The sequence below is a fragment of the Nonomuraea sp. NPDC001636 genome, from assembly GCF_040298265.1.
Lineage (GTDB): Bacteria > Actinomycetota > Actinomycetes > Streptosporangiales > Streptosporangiaceae > Nonomuraea.
Genome location: NZ_JBEOZT010000006.1, coordinates 226,328 through 243,091, shown reverse-complemented (window position 1 = coordinate 243,091; position 16,764 = coordinate 226,328). Strand labels below are relative to the sequence as shown.

Sequence of the window (16,764 nt, the reverse complement as noted above, 5' to 3'; positions counted from 1 at the left end):
CCGGTCAGGGGAGGGTCAGGATCTCGCTGCCCGTCTCGGTGACCACGATGGTGTGCTCGAACTGGGCCGTGCGCTTGCGGTCCTTGGTCACCGCGGTCCACTTGTCGGGCCAGATGTCGTAGTCGATGGTGCCCAGCGTGAGCATCGGCTCGATGGTGAACGTCATGCCCGGCACCAGCTCCACCCGCAACGACGGGTCGTCGTAGTGGGGGACCATGAGGCCGGAGTGGAAGCTCGTGCCGATGCCGTGGCCGGTGAAGTCGCGCACGACGCCGTAGCCGAAGCGCTTGGCGTACGCCTCGATGACGCGGCCGACCACGTTGAGCTGGCGGCCGGGGGCGACCGCCCTGATGGCCCGCATCATCGCCTCGCGGGTGCGCTCGACCAGCAGGCGCGACTCCTCGTCGACCTCGCCCACCAGGTAGGTGGCGTCGGTGTCGCCGTGGACGCCGCCGATGTAGGCGGTGATGTCGATGTTGACGATGTCGCCGTCGCGCAGCACGGTGTCGTCGGGGATGCCGTGGCAGATGACCTCGTTGATCGAGGTGCACAGCGACTTGGGATAGCCCTTGTAGCCCAGCGTGCTGGGGTAGGCGCCGTGGTCGATGAGGAACTCGTGGCCGATGCGGTCGAGCTCGTCGGTGGTGACGCCCGGGGCGATGTGCCGGCCGACCTCTTCGAGCGCCTGCGCGGCGATGCGGCCCGCCACGCGCATGCGCTCGATGATCTCGGGGGTCTTCACGTCGGACTCGCCGGTCGTGGGGCGCTTCTTGCCGACGTACTCCGGCCGCTCGATGTGGGCGGGGACCTTCCGGACGGGCGAGACTCGCCCGGGCTGGAGCAGTGTCGTCATGAAACACGAGTCTACGGGGCAGAATTGACCATGTGAGCGAAGGCCAGTGGTGGTTCTGTCTCAAGCACATGCGGGTCGAGCCCGACCAGGGCTGCCCCAACAAGGACCGGATGGGTCCCTACGCCTCGGAGGAGGAGGCGGCGGGCGCGTTGCAGCGCGCCGCCGACCGCAACAAGGCGTGGGACGAGGCCGAGCAGGAGGACGAGTGACCCCCGCCTACGGCACCACGGCGTAGGCCCGCACGGGGAAGGTGCCCATGCCCGCGATCATCGGGGGCGCGGCATGGAACCTGAACCCCTCCGCGGGCAGCGCCGACAACCCCGTCAGGTGCTCGACGATCGGGATCCCCGCCCTCAGCAGGATCGTGTGGGCGGGGCGTTCGCCGTGCGGCGGGGTGTCGTCGATGTTGAGCGAGTCGATGCCGACCAGCGCCGCGCCCTGCTCGGCCAGCCACGCCGCCGACGCGGGCGCCAGATACGGGTGGTCGCGGAAGTAGGCGCCGGTGCCGAAATGCCGGTCGAAGCCGGTGCGGATCAGCACGGCCCGGCCGCGTACGTCGAGCGCGGTGTCGAGCACCACCTCCCTGCCGTCCCCCGAGGCCGGTACGACCAGGCCGGGCAGGTCGGCCAGGCTGCTCAGCGGCACCTGCGCCAGGTCCTGGCCGCCGGCGTAGCGGTGGTGCGGGGTGTCCAGGTAGGTGCCGGTGTTGGCGGCCAGCGTGATCACGCCGATCTCGAACTCGGTGCCCGGGGCGTAGACCTCGCGTGAGTCCTCCCTGCTCAGGTGGGTGCCCAGCGTCGGCCCCGGGACGCCGGGGTAGGTGGTCATGCCCTCGGTGATGCGATGGCTGAGTTCGACGATCATCTGGCTGCTCCCACCCGGACGAGTCTGACGAGGGCCACCGTGCCGATGGCGGCCCAGACGAGGTTCAGCCCGGTCGAGGGCCAGGCGGCGTTGTAGGCGCTGTTGACCATGAGCCCGAGCGCGCCGAGCAGGTTGACGACCTGGTACGTCGCGCCGTCGCCGGACAGCCGCGCGGACGAGACCAGGGCGTACCCGGCCAGCAGCAGGGCGGCTCCGGCCCAGCCGACGGCGTCGAGGAGGAGATCCATGGCCGATATTCTCTGGATTTTTGGCTTTAAAGCACAAATAAAGAAAGCTTAAGGTAGACGTAAGCTGACCTGCATGGATATCGATCCTCGGCGCCTGCGTGTCCTGCACGAGGTCGCCCGCCGCGGCGGCGTGATGCGCGCGGCCGAGGCGCTGTTCCTCACCCCCTCCGCGGTCTCCCAGCAGCTCGCCCAGCTCGAACGCGAGGTCGGGCTGGCGCTCATCGACCGTTCGCAGCGCCGCGTCTCGCTCACCCCGGCGGGCCGCGTGCTCGCCGGGTACGCCGAGCGCGTCGAGGAGGAGCTGAGCGAGGCCAGGAAGGAGCTGACCAGGTTCACCGAACGCCTGGCCGGGCCGGTGCGGATCGCCGCCTTCCCCACGGCCATCAAGCACATGCTGGTGCCCGCGATGCGCGCCCTGGCCGAGCGCCACCCCCGCATCACGCCGGTCATCCACGAGGTCTACGGCCAGCCCGCCCTTCAGGAGCTGCGCCTGGGCGCCGTCGACCTGCTCATCACCGAGCAGGACATGAGCCTGCCGGTCCCGGCGCAGCCGTCGCTGAACGTCCGGCCGCTGCACGTGGACGAGTTCCGGGTCGTGCTGCCGCCGGACTGGCCGGAGCCGGAGTCGACGGCCGACCTGATGCGCCTGCCCTGGGTGGCCGCCGAGCCGGACCAGGCGTGCGGGCAGGCGCTCGACCGGCTCGCCGGGATCCACGGCGTCGAGCCGCGCAGGACGCACGTCGTCACCGACTTCTCGCCGGTGCTCGCACTGGTCGCGGCCGGGCACGGGGTGGCGATCGTGCCCGCGCTGGCCCTGCTCGACGTGCCGGAGGGCGAGGTGCGGGTGAGCGAGGTGCGCGAGGTGGGGGCGCGCCGCCTGGACGCGGTCACCCGGGTGAGCAGGACGCGCTCGGGCGAGCCGGACCCGGTGCAGGCGGTGGTGATCGGCGCCATCGAGGAGGCCACCGAGAACCTGCGAGCCGCCCTCGGCCCCCGCCTCGCCGCCCAGCCCTGACTTTCGAGCCGCACTCGCCCCCTGTCGCGCCGCCCAGCCATGACCCGGCGGCCGCGCCTTACTCCGTCAGGCGGGGGCCGCTGACCTTCTCCAGCAGGCGGGCCAGGCGTTCGCGCAGCCCCGCCCGCCGCTCGACCTCACCGGCCGCCGCGCTGACCAGGTGCTGGGCGCCGTCGAAGGTGATCAGCCCGGTGGCCGGGACGGCGATGGCGTCGTGGGCTAGCCCGCTCAGCTCGGAGTCGGCGCCCTCGATCGCCAGGATGGTCGCCCCCGTGCGGCGGGCGTCGTCGACGCGTTCCAGCAGCGGGACGGGCGCCGCCTGCTCCGACAGCACGAACAGGGTCTCGCCGCGGCCCGCCTGCCGCAGGCGGTCGAGGCCGACGCGCAGGTGGGCGGGGGCGTCGGCGGGTGGCGACCAGCGGATCAGGGTGGGGGCGAGCTGCGGCAGGCCGGAGAACCTGGCCTCGTCGCTGAGGTGGGCGGTGACGTGCCAGGGCTCGTCGTCGGGTGGGCCGACGAGCAGCAGGCCGCCGGGCGAGCGGGTGGTCCGCAGGGCCAGGCCCAGCTCGCGGGTGCGTTCGAGCCAGCCCGTCGTGGCCAGGAGCTCGCGCAGGAATGCCACCGAACCTGAGTCCATGCCTCCATGGTGCACGAGGAGCGCGGCGGAGGTGGCCCGTTCGCGGCCGGGTGCCGCCCCCGGCCTGCGGCGCTCGCGGCCGGGGCTGGCATGATCGGAGCCATGACAGATGTGAACGGGCTCTCCATCGCGATCCTCGGCGGCACCGGCGACCAGGGGAAGGGGCTGGCGCGGCGGTTCGCGCTGGCCGGGCACACGGTGCTGATCGGCTCGCGCAGCGCCGAGCGGGCCCAGGAGGCGGCCGGCTCGATCGGCTCGGGCGCGCGCGGCGGGGCCAACGCCGACGTGGCGGCCGAGGCCGACGTCGTGATCGTGGCGGTGCCGTACGAGGGGCACAAGGCGCTGCTGGAGTCGTTGCGCGCCGAGCTGACCGGGAAGATCGTGGTCGACTGCGTCAACCCGCTCGGCTTCGACAAGCAGGGCGCCTACGCGCTGCCGGTGGAAGAGGGCAGCGCCGCCCAGCAGGCCGCCGCGGTGCTTCCCGAGAGCCGGGTCGTGGCGGCCTTCCACCACGTGTCCGCCGTGCTGCTGATGGACCCGGCCGTGGAGAAGGTCGACCTCGACGTGCTGGTGCTCGGCGACGACCGCGAGGCCACCGACACCGTGCAGGCGCTGGCCGAGCTGATCCCGGGGGTGCGCGGCGTCTACGGCGGCCGGCTGCGCAACGCCCACCAGGTCGAGGCGCTGACCGCCAACCTCATCTCGATCAACCGCCGCTACAAGGCCCACGCCGGGCTGCGCGTCACCGACGTCTAGAGCCAGCCCGCGTCCTCGGCGACGCGGACGGCGTCGATCTTGTTGCGGGCGCCCGTCTTGGTGATCGCGGCCGTGAGGTAGTTGCGCACCGTGCCCGGCGACAGGTGCAGGCCGGCGGCGATCTCCTCGGCGGTCGCGCCCCTGGCGGCCTGCCGGAGCACGGTGGTCTCGCGGGGGGTGAGCGGGCTCTCGCCGTACTCCATGGCCGAGGAGACCAGCTCGCTCTCCAGCACGCGCAGACCGGCCGCGGTGCGCCTGATGGCCTCGGCCAGGCGGTCGCCCGGCGCGTCCTTGACCAGGAACGCCTCGATGCCGGCGGCCAGCGCCCGGCGCAGGTGGCCGGGCTGCCCCATGGCCGTGAGCACCAGGATCCGGCAGGACGGGAGCCGTTCGCGCAGCTCGGCGGCGGCGGTGATGCCGTCGGTCACCGGCAGGTCGATGTCCACGACCGCCACGTCGGGCCGGACGTCGAGGGCCACCGGCACGATCTCGTCGCCGCGGACGACCTCCGCCACCACCTCGATGTCCGGCTCCAGCCGGAGCAGGGCGGTGAGCGCGGCCCGGATCATGTGCATGTCCTCGGCCAGCAGCACCCGGATCACGCCGGAACCTCCATGCTCAGCAGGAAGCCGCCGCCGTCCGTGGGGGCGGCGGCGCAGGTGCCGCCCGCCTGGGAGGCCCGTTCGGCGAGCCCGGTGAGGCCCCCGCCGGGCACGCCGGGCTCAGCGCCGGGCTCGCCGCCGGTCGCGCCGTCGTTGGCGACCTCCAGGCGGACCCGGCCGTCCCGCAGCGACGTGGTGATCGTGCAGGTGGTGGCCCTGCTGTGGCGCAGGACGTTGGTGACCGCCTCGCGCACCCCCCACGCCAGCGCCTCCTCGGCCCGCCGGGGCAGCGTCACGTCGGCCAGGTGCGCCTGGCAGCTCACCCCCGACGACTCCAGCAGCGCCGCCGCGCGGTCGGTCTCGCCGCTCAGCGACATCGCCCGGTAGCCGCGGGCCACGTGGCGGACGTCCTGGGCGGCCTCGCGGGCGACGCGTACCAGCTCGCCCACCTCGCCGCGGGCGGAGGCGGGGTCGCGGTCCATCAGGCGGGCGGCCAGGTCGCCCTTGAGCGCGATGGCGGTGAGGCTGCGGCCCAGGCCGTCGTGCAGGTCGCGGGAGATGCGCAGGCGCTCCTTGAGCACGGCGGCCTCGGCCAGCTCGGCCCTGGCCGCCTCCAGCTCGGCGGCGACGCGGACGAGCCGGACCAGGACGTAGATCATCGAGCCGGTGATGGGGATGGCGATCACGTAGAACAGGGTGACCACGGCGTAGTGGGGGCCGATCCACATGGTGGCGCCCTCGTACAGCATCATGAGGACGACCAGCGGCACGGACCAGCGCAGCCCCAGGAACACCAGCAGCGTCCCGGCCAGCAGCGGGGCGGCGATCGACGACCAGCCGCTCGGCAGCAGGTAGTCGCCCGCGTAGGTGACGACGGCCTGGAGCACCAGCGTGGCCGGGAACAGCGGCGGGCGCCCGCCGCGCAGGGCGGCCCGCATGTTGACGTAGTGGGTGGAGACGACGGCGACCGTCACGGCCGCCGCGACCAGCCCGATCGCCGGTCCGCCCATGAAGTAGAGCAGCCCGATCAGCGAATAGACGACCGAGACGCCCGTGATGAGCACGCGCGCGAGCCTCTGCGCCGAGGACGAGACCACCACAGCAGCGATTATGTCCGACTCAGGACCGGCGCGGCTCCCAGCGGAACCACAGCCGGATCGCGGCCACGCCCACCACCGCCCACCCGGCCAGGACGAGCGCCGGCACGAGCGCCTCACCGGTCTTCGCCGCGTGCACCACGGCCGAGGTGGGCAGCAGGTCCAGCACCGGGCTCAGCCACGAGGGCAACGGGATCGGCCCCATCGCGCCCGCCGACACCGCGGCGACCAGGAACACCGGCATGGTGAACGCCCCGGCCAGCTCGCTCCGCGGGATCGCCGCCGTGTACGCCGCCCCCAGCAGCGCCATGACGGCCGAGCCCGCGGCGGTCATGGCGGCGAACAGCAGCGGGTCGTCCGGCAGCGGCACCCCGGCGGCGACCCGCACGGCCACCGCGCACAGCACGATCACCAGGAAGGTCTGCGTGGCCGTGCTGGCGACCTGGCCGGCCAGGATCTGCGCGTCGGTCAGCAGCCCCGCGCGCAGCCGCTTGAGCACGAGCTGGTCGCGCCGGTTGGTCAGGGCGACCGCGATGTTCATGAACGCGGTGAGCGCCAGCACGATCGCCAGCGAGCTGTGGAACAGCGCCGTCGCGAACGGCACGCCGCCCCCGGTGACGTGCCGCATCAGCGCCGGCATGCCCACGGTCAGCCCGACCGGGGTGATCACCGAGGCGGCCAGCATGGCCCGGTCGCGCCAGAACAGGCGGGTGCCGAGACGGTAGGTGGCGGTCAGGCTCATCGGGCGCTCCTGGGCAGGTCGAGGAAGAGGTCTTCGAGGGTGGCCGCGCGGACCTCCAGGCCGGTCAGCCGCAGCCCGCGGCCGGCCGCCCACGTCAGCAGCGTCTGCGCGGCCAGGTCGGGGTCCTCGGCCCGGCAGACGGCGGTGCCGGACTCCACCGTGGCCGGCAGCGGCAGGTCGTCCGCGGCGACCCCGGCGGGCAGCCGGAACGTCACCCGTCCGCCCCGCGCGGCCAGCATCTCGGCCATCCCGCCGGCCGCGACGATCTCGCCCCCGTCCATGATCGCCATGGCCGAGGCCAGGCGCTGGGCCTCCTCCAGGTAGTGGGTGGTGAGCAGGATCGTGGTGCCGCGCGCGGCCAGGCCGGAGACGACCTCCCACGTGTTCGCGCGGGCCTCGGGGTCCATGCCGGTCGTGGGCTCGTCGAGGAACAGCACGTCGGGACGGCCGAGCAGGGCGAGCGCCAGGTCGAGCCGGCGCTTCTCGCCGCCGGAGAGCTGGCGCACCCTCGTCCCGGCCTTGTCCGTCAGGCCGGCCAGGTCGAGCGCCTCCCCGGCCGGGCGCGGCGCGGGGGTGAAGTCGCGCCAGACCGCGACCGTCTGGGCGACCGTCAGGTCGGGGAAGAACCCGGCCTCCTGGAGCATGATGCCGACGCGCTGCCGGACGGCCGCGCGGTCGGACCAGGGGTCGAGGCCGGCGACCCGGACGGCGCCGCCGTCCGGCCGCTGGAAGCCGGCCAGCACCTCGACCGTGGTGGTCTTGCCGGCGCCGTTCCGGCCGAGCAGGGCGAAGATCTCGCCCTCGCCCACCCGGAACGAGACGCCCCTGACCGCCGCGAATGTCCCGTGGTTCTTCCTGAGCTCGGTCACCTCGATCATGTGTCCGACTATGGCCGGACGGGTCAGGGGGCCGACAGTGAAGAATTCACGACTTCCTGGACAGCTTCAGCAGCGCGTCCGTGACCCCCTCGGGGTCGATCACCTGGTGCAGGTGGAGTCCGGGCAGCCGGGTCACCGGCCAGCCGCGCCCGGCCGCGTCGCGGGCCACCTCCTCGTACGGCGGCCCGAACCACAGGCACGAGCACCTGACCGCGTCCCAGCCCGCGGGCACGGGGATGGGCTGCGTGTAGTAGTCGAGGGGCAGCCGCGGCTGCTCGCCGGTGACCAGCAGCCGCTGGGCGGGGTCGGGGAGCATGGCCACGATGTCCTCCTCGTCCCACCAGTCGGTCCAGCGCGGGAGCACGCCGTCGGGGCCGGCCAGGCCGCGCAGGAACGGCAGGAAGCCCTCCTCGGCCGTCCTGACCAGCCCCTGGGACGGCGGTATGTGCGCGTCGGCGAACACGCAGGCCACCACCCGGTCGCCCAGCCCCTCCTTGATCACCGGCACGAAGAACCCGGCATTGCTGTGCGCCACCAGCACGAGCGGCCCGTCGGAGGGCACGGCCGCGCGCACCGCGGCGGCCACGCGCGGCCAGTACGGCGCCCCGCCGGCGGACACGCCGGTCAGGTCGGGGACGACGGCCGCCCGGCCGCGCCGCCCCAGCGACTCGGCCACCGGAGCCCACGTCGAGGGCCCGACGGAAGGGCTGTGCACCAGCACGAAGGTCGTTTCCATGGCCCCCACCCTGTCAGACGACGAGGGCGTGCCGGGAGACGGGTTTCCCGGCGCCGTCGTAGGCCGCCCAGGCCGCCGCGAGGTCGCACACCGCCCGCGACAGCTCCTCCTCGGGGAACAGGAAGTGCAGGCGCAGGTGGGCGGCGTGGCCGCCCAGCGGGTCGAAGGAGCCGCCCGGCGGCACCGCGACGCCGTGCCGGAGCGCCACCTGGGCGAAGGACCCGGCGTCGCCGCGGGGCAGGCGCACCCAGACGGTCTGGCCGCCCTGGGCCGGCTCGAACGTCCAGGACGGCAGGCGCGCCCGCAGCTCGGCGCACAGGTGGTCGTGCCGCCGGCGCAGGGCGCGTACGCGGGCCTCGCGCACCTCGTCGAGGCGGCGCAGCAGCGCGACGGCGGCGAGCTGGCTGAAGACCTCGCCGCCGAGATCGTGCACGGCCCGCAGCCTGGCCAGCCGGGAGACCAGCGGCGCCGCCGCGCGGATCCAGCCCACCCGCAGCCCGCCCCACACCAGCTTGCTCAGCGAGCCGACGGTGACGACCCGCTCGCCCCCGCCGAAGGCGGCCACCGGCGCCGGCGTCCCGCCCGAGAAGCACAGCTCGGCGCAGACCTCGTCGTCGATCAGCGGCACGTCGTGCGCGGCGGCCAGGGCGGCCAGCCGCCTGCGGCCCCGGTCGTCCATGACCGCGCCGTCGGGGTTGCGCGCGGTGGGCACGCTGTAGACCAGCGCCGGCCGCTCGCGCACGGCCCGCCGCGCCTGGCCGTCACCCAGGTCACCCAGGTCGTCACTCAGGTTGACGGGCTTGACGACGGCCGCCGCGTGCCGGAACACCTCCAGCGCGCCCGGGTACGTCGGCGCCTCGGTCAGCACGGTGTCGCCCGGCGCCACCAGCAGCCCGGCCAGCAGCGTGAGCGCCTGCTGCGCGCCCGTCGTCACCATGATCTGGTCCGCCGTGGTGGGCAGGCCGCGCGCGGCGTAGTAGGCCGCCAGCGCCTCGCGGAGCGCGGGGTCGCCCGCCGGGTGGTAGCCCAGGTCGCGCAGCCCCGCCACCCGCGCCCCCGCCTCCTGGTACGCCTCGAACAGCGCCGGCGGCGGGTCGTCCGGCGCCGCGCAGGTCAGCAGCCGCACGCCGTCGGAGTCGTGCAGGAGGTTCAGCATCAGCGGGTTGGCCGCCACGCCGTCGGCCGTCCTGGTGGCCGGCGGGTCGCCCGGCGCGACGCGGGTGCCGCTGCCCTGGCGGCGCGTCACCCGGCCTTCTTGCTGGAGCAGCTCGTAGGCGGCGACCACCGTGCCGCGGCCGACGGCGAGCCGGTCGGCCAGCACCCGGTCGGGCGGCAGCCGTTCGCCGGGCGGCAGCACGCCGTCGTCCACGAGCGCCCGCAGCCGGGCGGCGAGCAGCAGGTAGAGCGGCCCGCGCCCGGAGGCCCACCGGCCCAGCAGGTGGACGAGCTCATCGGGATTGGCTCTATTCATGGACCAATTCTCCGGTATTGGCTCTGCATTCGGGCACCAATCCGGGGGATATTCGATGACATGAGTGATTTTCGCCCTGAGACGCGTGCCGTCCACCTGCCGCAGCCCCCGGTCGAGGGCAGCCGGCCGATCGGCATGCCCATCTACCAGAGCGCCGGGTTCGCCTTCGACGACCCCGAGCTGATGGGCGTGGCGATGACCCGTCCCGACGACGCCTTCGTCTACGGCCGCGACACCAACCCCACGGTGCGCGCCCTGGAGCTGGCGGTGTCCGGCCTGGAGGGCGGCGCCGCCGCGCTGGCCGCCGCCTCCGGCATGGGCGCGATCAACACCGTGCTGCTCGCCCTGCTCAAGCCCGGCGACCACCTGATCGCCCAGCGCTCCCTGTACGGCGGCACCGCCACGATGCTCAACGACCTGGCCGGCAGGTTCGGCATCGCCGTCACCCACGTCCCCGAGAACGACCCCGCCGCGCTGCGCGCCGCCGTCCGGCCCGAGACGCGGCTGGTCTACCTGGAGACCATCAGCAACCCGATGGGGCTGGTCGCCGACCTGCCCGCGATGTGCGCCACGGCCCGCGAGCTGGGCGTCCTGTCGGTGGTGGACAACACCTTCGCCACGCCGGTGCTCTGCCGCCCCCTTGAGCACGGCGCCGACGTCGTCGTGCACTCCGCCACCAAGTACCTGTCCGGCCACGGTGACGTGATCGGCGGCATCGCCGTCTTCGCCGACCCCGACCTGTACGGCAAGGTCTGGCACTTCGCCACCGAACTGGGGGCCGCGGCCGCGCCCTTCACGGCCTGGCTGACGCTGCGCGGGATCCAGACACTGCCGCTGCGCATGGAACGCCACTGCGCCAACGCCGACCTCCTGGCCCGGCGGATCGCCGAGCACCCCGCCGTGTCGGCCGTCCACTGGCCGGGGCTGCCCGCGCATCCGTCGTACGAGCTGGCCGCCAAGCTGCTGCCCGCCTTCGGCGGCGTGTTCTCCTTCGAACTGGCCGGCGGGCGGGCGGCGGGGGAGGCGTTCATGCGGTCCGTACGGCTGGCGCGCATCGCCCCCTCGCTCGGCGGCGTCGAGACCCGCGTCATGCAGCCCGCCACCACCTCCCACCGTTTCCTCGGCCCCGAGGACCTGGCCAGGCACGGCGTGAGCGAGGGCATGGTGCGCGTGGCCGTGGGCATCGAGCATCCCGAGGACCTGTGGGCAGACGTGGCCCAGGCGCTCGGATAGCGTCGGCTCATGCCCGCCGATCGCGGGCGCACGACCGAAGGAGAGCCGTGACCACCGTCACTTACCAGGACGTCCTCGACGCGGCCGGCCGGATCGAAGGGCACGTGCTGCGCACGCCCGTCCTGGAGATCTCGCCGGGCCTTTTACTGAAGCTGGAGTTGCTGCAGCACTCGGGCTCCTTCAAGGTGCGGGGGGCCTTCAACCGCATCCTGTCGGCCGGCGCGCTGCCCCCCGCCGGGGTCATCGCGGCCAGCGGCGGCAACCACGGATTGGCCGTCGCCCACGCCGCCAGGGCGCTCGGCGTGCGGGCCGAGATCTTCGTGCCGGAGGTGACGAGCCCGGTGAAGGTGGCCGGGCTCAAGGCGCTCGGCGCGCACACCACCCAGACCGGGGCGATCTACTCCGAGGCCGCGGAGGCCGCCGCCAAGCGCGCCGCCGAGACGGGCGCGCTGGCCGTGCACGCCTACGACCAGGCCGAGGTGCTGGCCGGGCAGGGCACGACCGGGCTGGAGATCATGGAGCAGACCGGCGGCGTGGACACGGTGGTGGTGGCCGTGGGCGGCGGCGGGCTCGCCGGCGGGATCACCCTGGGGGCCCGCGCCGGGGGCGACGCGCCGCGGATCGTGGCGGTGGAGCCGTACGCCATCCCCACGCTGCACGAGGCGCTGCGCGCCGGCCGTCCGGTGCCGGTGCAGGTGGGCGGCGTGGCGGCCGACGCGCTCGGCGCCACGCAGCTCGGCGGGCTGGCGTTCGAGGTGTTGTCGGGGGCCGGGGTGGACAGCGTCCTGGTGGACGACGACGCGATCGTGGCGGCCCGGCGCACGTTGTGGGAGCGGCACCGGCTGGTGGCCGAGCCCGCGGGCGCGGCGGCGTACGCGGCGCTGCTGTCGGGGGCCTACCGGCCCGCGGCGGGTGAGCGGGTGGCCGTCGTGGTCTGCGGCTCCAACACCGACCCCGCCACGCTCTACGGCGCGGCGGGGTGAGCCCGACCCAGGCGCGCGGGGCGCGCGGTCAGCTGTAGGTGTGCTCGGGGGCCGGGAAGGCCCCCGAGGTCACCTCGTCGGCGAAGGCCCGCACCGCGCGGTCCATCTCCGAGGCCAGGTCGAAGTAGCGCTTGACGAACTTGGCCGGGCGCGGCGTCAGCCCCATCATGTCCTGCCACACCAGGACCTGCGCGTCCGTGGACGGCCCCGCCCCGATGCCGACCGTGGGGATCGACAGCGACGTGGTCACCCGGTGGGCCAGATCGGCCGGCACGCACTCCAGCACCACCGCGAACGCCCCGGCCCGCTCCAGGTCCTTGGCGTCGGCCATCAGCTCGTCGCCCGACTGGCCGCGCCCCTGCACCCGGTAACCGCCGAGCGCGTTGACCGACTGCGGCGTGAGCCCGAGGTGCGCCATGACCGGCACGCCCGCCGACACCAGCGCCTCGACCTGCGGCAGCACCCGCCGGCCGCCCTCCAGCTTGACCGCGTGCGCCCCCGCCTCCTTCATGAACCTGGCCGCCGACTCCAGCGCCTGCTGCGGCGACCCCTGGTACGACCCGAACGGCAGGTCGGCCACGACGAGCGCCCGCGACGACCCCCGCACCACGGCCGCGGTGAGCGGGACGAGGTGGTCGAGGGTGACCGGGAGGGTGGAGTCGAAGCCGTAGACGACCATGGCCGCGGAGTCGCCGACCAGCAGCACCGGCACGCCCGCCTGGTCGAACACCCGGGCCGTCATCGCGTCGTAGGCGGTGACCATGGGCCACCGCTCTCCGCGCTCCTTGGCCGCCGCGAGGTCGCGGACGGTGATCCGGCGCCCTGACGCGCCGCCGTACAGCGTGGTGGAAGACATGGAACTCCCTCCAGAAACGTCTCGAGGCGTCCCAGTGACGTCCCCGGACTCCTTCGATGATGTCATGCGGGAAATCCGGTGGCGAAACTGTCGGTGCCTCTTGACACAATCGACGCGGAGGTAAACGACACACCATGGCTCTCGACCAATACCGCAGGCTCTTCCGGCTGCCCGGCGTCCGCACTCTGCTCCTGGTGGGGATGCTCGCGCGCGTCCCGGCCACCGCCATGGGAATGGCGCTCACCCTCCACGTGGTCTTCGGGCTGCGCCTGGGCTACGTCGAGGCCGGCGTGGTGACGATGGCCAGCACGGTCGGCATGGCCGTCGGCTCGCCGCTGTCGGGCCGGTTCGTCGACCGCCACGGGGTGCGTCCCGTGCTCGTCGTCACCACCCTGGCCCAGGCGGTGTTCTGGTCGTGCGCGTGGGCGCTGCCGCTGCCCGCCCTCGCCGTCGCGGCGGCCCTGGCGGGCCTGCTCAACCTGCCGGTGTTCAGCGTGACCAGGCAGTCGCTGGCCGCGCTGGTGCCGCCGGAGCAGCGGCGCACCGGGTTCACGCTCGACTCGATGCTGGTCGAGCTGTCGTACATGACCGGTCCGGCGCTCGCCGCGGCCGGCATCACCACGCTGGGCAGCACGACGACGCTGGCCCTCATCGGCGTCGGCATCACGGCCGCGGGCCTCGGCCTGATCGTGTTCAACCCGCCCACCCGATCGGCCGTCGAGCTGGAGGAGCCGGTGGTGAAGGTGCCGCGGCGGCAGTGGCTCACGCCGGGCTTCGTCGCGCTGCTCGGCACCACGGCGGCGGCCACGTTCATCCTCACCGCGACCGAGCTCGGTCTGGTGGCCACCATCAACACCGCGGGCGAGACGCAGTGGGTGGGCCTCGCCGTGGCGATCTGGTGCCTCTACTCGCTGGTCGGTGGCTTCGTCTACGGCGGGCTGTCGCGTGGGTTCTCGCCCCTGGTGCTCATCGCGGGCATGGGCCTGCTGACCATCCCCGTGGGCCTGGCCGGCGCCGACTGGCGCTGGCTGATCCTGGCGATGCTGCCGGCCGGCCTGCTGTGCGCCCCGGCGTTGTCCTCCACCGTCGACGTGCTCAGCCGCTGGGTGCCCGCCGCGGCCAGGGGCGAGGCGATGGGCCTGCACGGCACGGCCCTGCTCGTCGGCGGTGCCGCGTCCTCGCCGATCGCCGGGGCGATCATCGACGGCAGCGGGCCGACGTGGGCGTTCGTCGTGGCGGGCCTGGTCGGGGTGGTCATGGTGGTGGTCGCGCTGCCGCTGTGGCGGCGGCGTCCGCCGGTCGCGGGCCCGCCGGTCGAGGCCAAGGAGCACGTACTGCCTCCGGCGGCGACCAAGAGCTGATCCGGGGTGGTTCCAGCCTCCCGGCCGTTCGGGCCGGGGGAGCCTGTCAGCGGTGTCCGCAGGGCCTTGTGACGGCCTGTGCGGGGGGTGAACGGGGTTTCCCGTTTGTTTCCCTGTGCGCACTCCGTCCGTCAGTCGAAAGTTACGAAACGAGACCGTTGCGTATCGGAATACCTTGCGATACGGTGTCGTTGCGAAACTTGGTCGTATCGAAATTAAGGACGTTCTCATGGATCAGAACGCGGGGCATCCACGCAGGTGGGGCATCCTGGGAGTGCTGGTGTTCAGCCTCCTGGCGGTCGTGCTGGACAACACGATCCTCAACGTGGCGATGAAGACCATCGCCGACCCCCATGCCGGCTTGGGCGCGACGCAGGGCCAGCTGGAGTGGGCGATCAACTCCTACACGCTGGTCTTCGCCGGGCTGCTGTTCACCTTCGGCGTGATCGGCGACCGCACCGGCCGCAAGCGCATGTTGTTCATCGGCATGGCGCTGTTCGGCCTGGCCTCGCTGGCCAGCGCCTACTCCCAGGACCCGATGCAGCTGATCCTCGCCAGGGCGGCGATGGGCATCGGCGGCGCGGCGATCATGCCGGCCACGCTGGCGATCATCTCCAACGTGTTCCCGCCCGGCGAGCGTGGCAAGGCGATCGGCATCTGGGCCGGCGGCGTGGGGCTCGCGGTGGCGATCGGCCCGATCACCGGCGGCCTGCTCATCGAGCACTTCTGGTGGGGCTCGGTCTTCCTGATCAACGTGCCGATCGTGGTGATCAGCATGTTCCTCATCGCCGCCTTCGTGCCCGAGTCGCGTGACCCGAAGCCGTCCAGGCTCGACCCGGTGGGCGTGCTGCTGTCGATCATCGGTCTGGTCGCGCTGGTCTACGGCATCATCCGCGGCGGCGACCTGGGCACCCTGGCCAGCGCCGAGGTGCTCGTTCCGACGGTGGCCGGCCTGCTCGTGCTGGGCGTGTTCGTGTGGTGGGAGCGTCGCATCGACAACCCGGTGTTCGACGTGCGCAACTTCAGCAACGTCCGGTTCAGCTCGGCCATCGGCATGATGGGCCTGGTCTTCTTCGCGATGATGGGCGGGATGTTCTTCCTGACCTTCTACCTGCAGATCGTGCTGGGCTTCAGCCCGATCCAGGCGGGGGCCCTGATGATCCCGTTCGCCGCCGCGCAGCTCATCTTCGCGCCGCTCAGCCAGCGGGTGAACCAGCTCTTCGGCGCCAAGCTGTCGGCCACGGTCAGCATGCTCGTGGTGACCGCGGCGCTGGGCAGCTACGCGCTGATGGACGTCGACACGCCCGTGGTGCTGATCGAGATCATCTTCTTCGTCCAGGGCGCGGCCATGGCGAACATCATGCCGCCCGCGACCACCGCCATCATGGAGGCGCTGCCCAGGGAGAAGGCCGGTGTGGGCTCGGCCATGAGCAACACCGTCCGCCAGGTCGCCGGCGCGCTCGGCGTGGCCGTGCTCGGCTCGGTCCTGTCCAGCAGCTACCGCGGCGAGATCGCCTCGGCGCTCCCGGCCGGCGCCCCGCACGCCGCCGGTGAGTCGATCATGGCGACGATGGACTTCGCCGGGAAGCTCGGCGAGCGCGGCCACGCGCTGATCAAGCCCGCCTTCGCCGCCTTCGTCGACGGCATGCACGTCACGGCGATGGTGTCGGCCGTGATCGGCCTGGTGGGCGTCGCGGTGGTGGCCAAGTGGATGCCGGGCAAGGCGCGCCCGGTCCAGCAGGCGGAACAGAAGGAACCAGCGGTAGTGTGAGGCCGCGATGACGATCCAGGATTCAGGGACTGCCCGCCCGGCGGGCCGTCCGCGTAGCGAGAAGGCCGAGAAGGCGATCATCGACGCGACCCTCGACCTGATCGGCGAGGGCATGGGGGTGTCGGAGCTGTCGATCGAGGCCATCGCGTCGCGGGCGGGCGTCGGCAAGACCACGATCTACCGGCGCTGGTCCAACAAGGAGGACCTGGTCGTCGACGCCCTGTCCACGCTGAAGGCGCCGCTCCCGCCGCTGTCCGGCACCTCCGTGCGCGACGACCTGATCTCCCTGCTCGACGCGATGCGCCGGGAGGCGGGCCAGGCCCGCACCCGGTGCGTGATGAACATCGCGATGAGCGAGGCCGATCGTTATCCCCGGCTGATGGAACGCTTCGTGAAGCGGGCCGTCGAACCGCGCAGGGAGGCGCTGCGCTCGGTGGTCGAGCGCGGCGTCGCCACCGGCGAGCTCCGGGCCGGCCTCGACGTCGACCTGGTGATGTCCCTGTTCTCCGGCACGATGATGTGGCAGTCCAAGTGGGGTCCGGCCGGTGACCTCCCGGCCGACCTGGCCGAACGGGTGGTCGACATGGTCCTGCTCGGGCTGGCCGGAGACCGCGCCGAGCCCTGAGCCGCCCGCACCCGCCACGGAGGCCCGCCCCTCGGG

The 16,764-nt window shown here is 73.3% G+C and carries 19 protein-coding genes; 8 read left to right on the top strand and 11 right to left on the bottom strand.

All coding sequences use genetic code 11. The features are described from left to right. Positions 1 to 4: 4 nt before the first annotated feature. On the bottom strand, positions 5 to 853 hold the full coding sequence (gene map, locus ABT158_RS15280; protein ID WP_352353489.1) for a type I methionyl aminopeptidase: 849 nt from the start codon (positions 851 to 853) through the stop codon (positions 5 to 7). A gap of 32 nt (positions 854 to 885) precedes the next feature. Here map and ABT158_RS15275 point away from each other — a divergent pair, with 32 nt between their 5' ends. Next, the gene (locus tag ABT158_RS15275) at positions 886 to 1,062 is read left to right on the top strand and encodes a hypothetical protein (RefSeq protein WP_352323881.1); all 177 of its coding nucleotides are present in this window, start codon (positions 886 to 888) and stop codon (positions 1,060 to 1,062) included. A gap of 7 nt (positions 1,063 to 1,069) precedes the next feature. On the opposite strand, the gene ABT158_RS15270 is transcribed toward ABT158_RS15275, so the two are convergent. Then, on the bottom strand, positions 1,070 to 1,717 hold the full coding sequence (locus ABT158_RS15270) for a cyclase family protein (RefSeq protein ID WP_352353487.1): 648 nt from the start codon (positions 1,715 to 1,717) through the stop codon (positions 1,070 to 1,072). Further along, complete coding sequence (locus ABT158_RS15265) at positions 1,714 to 1,965, bottom strand: CBU_0592 family membrane protein (RefSeq protein ID WP_352323864.1); 252 nt, start codon at positions 1,963 to 1,965, stop codon at positions 1,714 to 1,716. Before ABT158_RS15265 ends, ABT158_RS15270 begins: the two co-directional genes overlap by 4 nt. 73 nt (positions 1,966 to 2,038) lie before the next feature. On the opposite strand from ABT158_RS15265, the gene ABT158_RS15260 reads away from it, so the two are divergent. Further along, a complete protein-coding gene (locus tag ABT158_RS15260) occupies positions 2,039 to 2,980 on the top strand; it encodes a LysR family transcriptional regulator (RefSeq protein WP_352353485.1) in 942 nt (313 codons plus the stop codon). A gap of 58 nt (positions 2,981 to 3,038) precedes the next feature. Here the strand turns inward: ABT158_RS15260 and ABT158_RS15255 are convergent, their stop codons facing one another. Next, complete coding sequence (locus ABT158_RS15255) at positions 3,039 to 3,617, bottom strand: hypothetical protein (RefSeq protein ID WP_352353483.1); 579 nt, start codon at positions 3,615 to 3,617, stop codon at positions 3,039 to 3,041. 102 nt (positions 3,618 to 3,719) lie between these two features. Between ABT158_RS15255 and npdG the strand changes: the two genes are divergently transcribed. Then, positions 3,720 to 4,373 carry an NADPH-dependent F420 reductase gene (npdG, locus tag ABT158_RS15250; RefSeq protein ID WP_352353481.1) on the top strand — a complete coding sequence of 218 codons (654 nt, stop codon included), beginning with the start codon at positions 3,720 to 3,722 and terminating at the stop codon, positions 4,371 to 4,373. On the opposite strand, the gene ABT158_RS15245 is transcribed toward npdG, so the two are convergent. From ABT158_RS15245 to ABT158_RS15220, 6 genes are read right to left on the bottom strand one after another with little or no spacing between them, the layout of a single operon-like run. Continuing rightward, complete coding sequence (locus ABT158_RS15245) at positions 4,370 to 4,975, bottom strand: response regulator transcription factor (RefSeq protein WP_352323860.1); 606 nt, start codon at positions 4,973 to 4,975, stop codon at positions 4,370 to 4,372. The two genes, npdG and ABT158_RS15245, sit on opposite strands and share 4 nt — an antisense overlap. After that, entirely contained in the window at positions 4,972 to 6,075 is a 1,104-nt protein-coding gene (locus tag ABT158_RS15240; RefSeq protein WP_352353479.1) for a sensor histidine kinase, read from the bottom strand. The genes ABT158_RS15245 and ABT158_RS15240 overlap by 4 nt, the downstream gene beginning before the upstream one ends. Before the next feature lie 19 nt (positions 6,076 to 6,094). Then, positions 6,095 to 6,814, bottom strand: a complete 720-nt coding sequence (locus ABT158_RS15235; RefSeq protein ID WP_352353477.1) for an ABC transporter permease — start codon at positions 6,812 to 6,814, stop codon at positions 6,095 to 6,097. Then, positions 6,811 to 7,692 (bottom strand): ABC transporter ATP-binding protein, encoded by an 882-nt coding sequence (locus ABT158_RS15230; protein WP_352353475.1) that lies wholly within the window; start codon positions 7,690 to 7,692, stop codon positions 6,811 to 6,813. The genes ABT158_RS15235 and ABT158_RS15230 overlap by 4 nt, the downstream gene beginning before the upstream one ends. Positions 7,693 to 7,738: 46 nt before the next feature. Beyond that, positions 7,739 to 8,428 (bottom strand): alpha/beta hydrolase, encoded by a 690-nt coding sequence (locus tag ABT158_RS15225; RefSeq protein ID WP_352353473.1) that lies wholly within the window; start codon positions 8,426 to 8,428, stop codon positions 7,739 to 7,741. 13 nt (positions 8,429 to 8,441) lie between these two features. Continuing rightward, on the bottom strand, positions 8,442 to 9,899 hold the full coding sequence (locus tag ABT158_RS15220; RefSeq protein ID WP_352353471.1) for an aminotransferase-like domain-containing protein: 1,458 nt from the start codon (positions 9,897 to 9,899) through the stop codon (positions 8,442 to 8,444). A gap of 60 nt (positions 9,900 to 9,959) precedes the next feature. Between ABT158_RS15220 and ABT158_RS15215 the strand changes: the two genes are divergently transcribed. Together ABT158_RS15215 and ABT158_RS15210 are read left to right on the top strand one after the other, a co-directional pair. Beyond that, positions 9,960 to 11,132, top strand: a complete 1,173-nt coding sequence (locus ABT158_RS15215) for a trans-sulfuration enzyme family protein (protein ID WP_352353469.1) — start codon at positions 9,960 to 9,962, stop codon at positions 11,130 to 11,132. A gap of 47 nt (positions 11,133 to 11,179) precedes the next feature. Beyond that, entirely contained in the window at positions 11,180 to 12,115 is a 936-nt protein-coding gene (locus tag ABT158_RS15210; RefSeq protein ID WP_352353467.1) for a serine/threonine dehydratase, read from the top strand. 28 nt (positions 12,116 to 12,143) lie between these two features. On the opposite strand, the gene panB is transcribed toward ABT158_RS15210, so the two are convergent. Next, positions 12,144 to 12,971 (bottom strand): 3-methyl-2-oxobutanoate hydroxymethyltransferase, encoded by an 828-nt coding sequence (gene panB / locus ABT158_RS15205; protein WP_352353465.1) that lies wholly within the window; start codon positions 12,969 to 12,971, stop codon positions 12,144 to 12,146. Between the two features lie 134 nt (positions 12,972 to 13,105). Here panB and ABT158_RS15200 point away from each other — a divergent pair, with 134 nt between their 5' ends. The 3 genes from ABT158_RS15200 to ABT158_RS15190 all read left to right on the top strand — a co-directional run bounded on the left by ABT158_RS15200 (position 13,106) and on the right by ABT158_RS15190 (position 16,728). Beyond that, entirely contained in the window at positions 13,106 to 14,332 is a 1,227-nt protein-coding gene (locus ABT158_RS15200; RefSeq protein ID WP_352353463.1) for an MFS transporter, read from the top strand. A 229-nt stretch (positions 14,333 to 14,561) separates the two neighbouring features. After that, entirely contained in the window at positions 14,562 to 16,103 is a 1,542-nt protein-coding gene (locus ABT158_RS15195) for an MFS transporter (protein WP_352353461.1), read from the top strand. A gap of 7 nt (positions 16,104 to 16,110) precedes the next feature. Further along, positions 16,111 to 16,728 (top strand): TetR/AcrR family transcriptional regulator, encoded by a 618-nt coding sequence (locus ABT158_RS15190; protein WP_352353459.1) that lies wholly within the window; start codon positions 16,111 to 16,113, stop codon positions 16,726 to 16,728. Positions 16,729 to 16,764 lie beyond the last annotated feature (36 nt).

Bases quoted from the DNA above. Each gene is read 5' to 3' on its own strand.
- map (WP_352353489.1), bottom strand. From the start codon at position 853: ATGACGACACTGCTCCAGCCCGGGCGAGTCTCGCCCGTCCGGAAGGTC.
- ABT158_RS15270 (WP_352353487.1), bottom strand. From the start codon at position 1,717: ATGATCGTCGAACTCAGCCATCGCATCACCGAGGGCATGACCACCTAC.
- ABT158_RS15265 (WP_352323864.1), bottom strand. From the start codon at position 1,965: ATGGATCTCCTCCTCGACGCCGTCGGCTGGGCCGGAGCCGCCCTGCTG.
- ABT158_RS15260 (WP_352353485.1), top strand. From the start codon at position 2,039: ATGGATATCGATCCTCGGCGCCTGCGTGTCCTGCACGAGGTCGCCCGC.
- ABT158_RS15255 (WP_352353483.1), bottom strand. From the start codon at position 3,617: ATGGACTCAGGTTCGGTGGCATTCCTGCGCGAGCTCCTGGCCACGACG.
- npdG (WP_352353481.1), top strand. From the start codon at position 3,720: ATGACAGATGTGAACGGGCTCTCCATCGCGATCCTCGGCGGCACCGGC.
- ABT158_RS15235 (WP_352353477.1), bottom strand. From the start codon at position 6,814: ATGAGCCTGACCGCCACCTACCGTCTCGGCACCCGCCTGTTCTGGCGC.
- ABT158_RS15230 (WP_352353475.1), bottom strand. From the start codon at position 7,692: ATGATCGAGGTGACCGAGCTCAGGAAGAACCACGGGACATTCGCGGCG.
- ABT158_RS15225 (WP_352353473.1), bottom strand. From the start codon at position 8,428: ATGGAAACGACCTTCGTGCTGGTGCACAGCCCTTCCGTCGGGCCCTCG.
- ABT158_RS15220 (WP_352353471.1), bottom strand. From the start codon at position 9,899: ATGAATAGAGCCAATCCCGATGAGCTCGTCCACCTGCTGGGCCGGTGG.
- ABT158_RS15215 (WP_352353469.1), top strand. From the start codon at position 9,960: ATGAGTGATTTTCGCCCTGAGACGCGTGCCGTCCACCTGCCGCAGCCC.
- panB (WP_352353465.1), bottom strand. From the start codon at position 12,971: ATGTCTTCCACCACGCTGTACGGCGGCGCGTCAGGGCGCCGGATCACC.
- ABT158_RS15200 (WP_352353463.1), top strand. From the start codon at position 13,106: ATGGCTCTCGACCAATACCGCAGGCTCTTCCGGCTGCCCGGCGTCCGC.
- ABT158_RS15195 (WP_352353461.1), top strand. From the start codon at position 14,562: ATGGATCAGAACGCGGGGCATCCACGCAGGTGGGGCATCCTGGGAGTG.
- ABT158_RS15190 (WP_352353459.1), top strand. From the start codon at position 16,111: ATGACGATCCAGGATTCAGGGACTGCCCGCCCGGCGGGCCGTCCGCGT.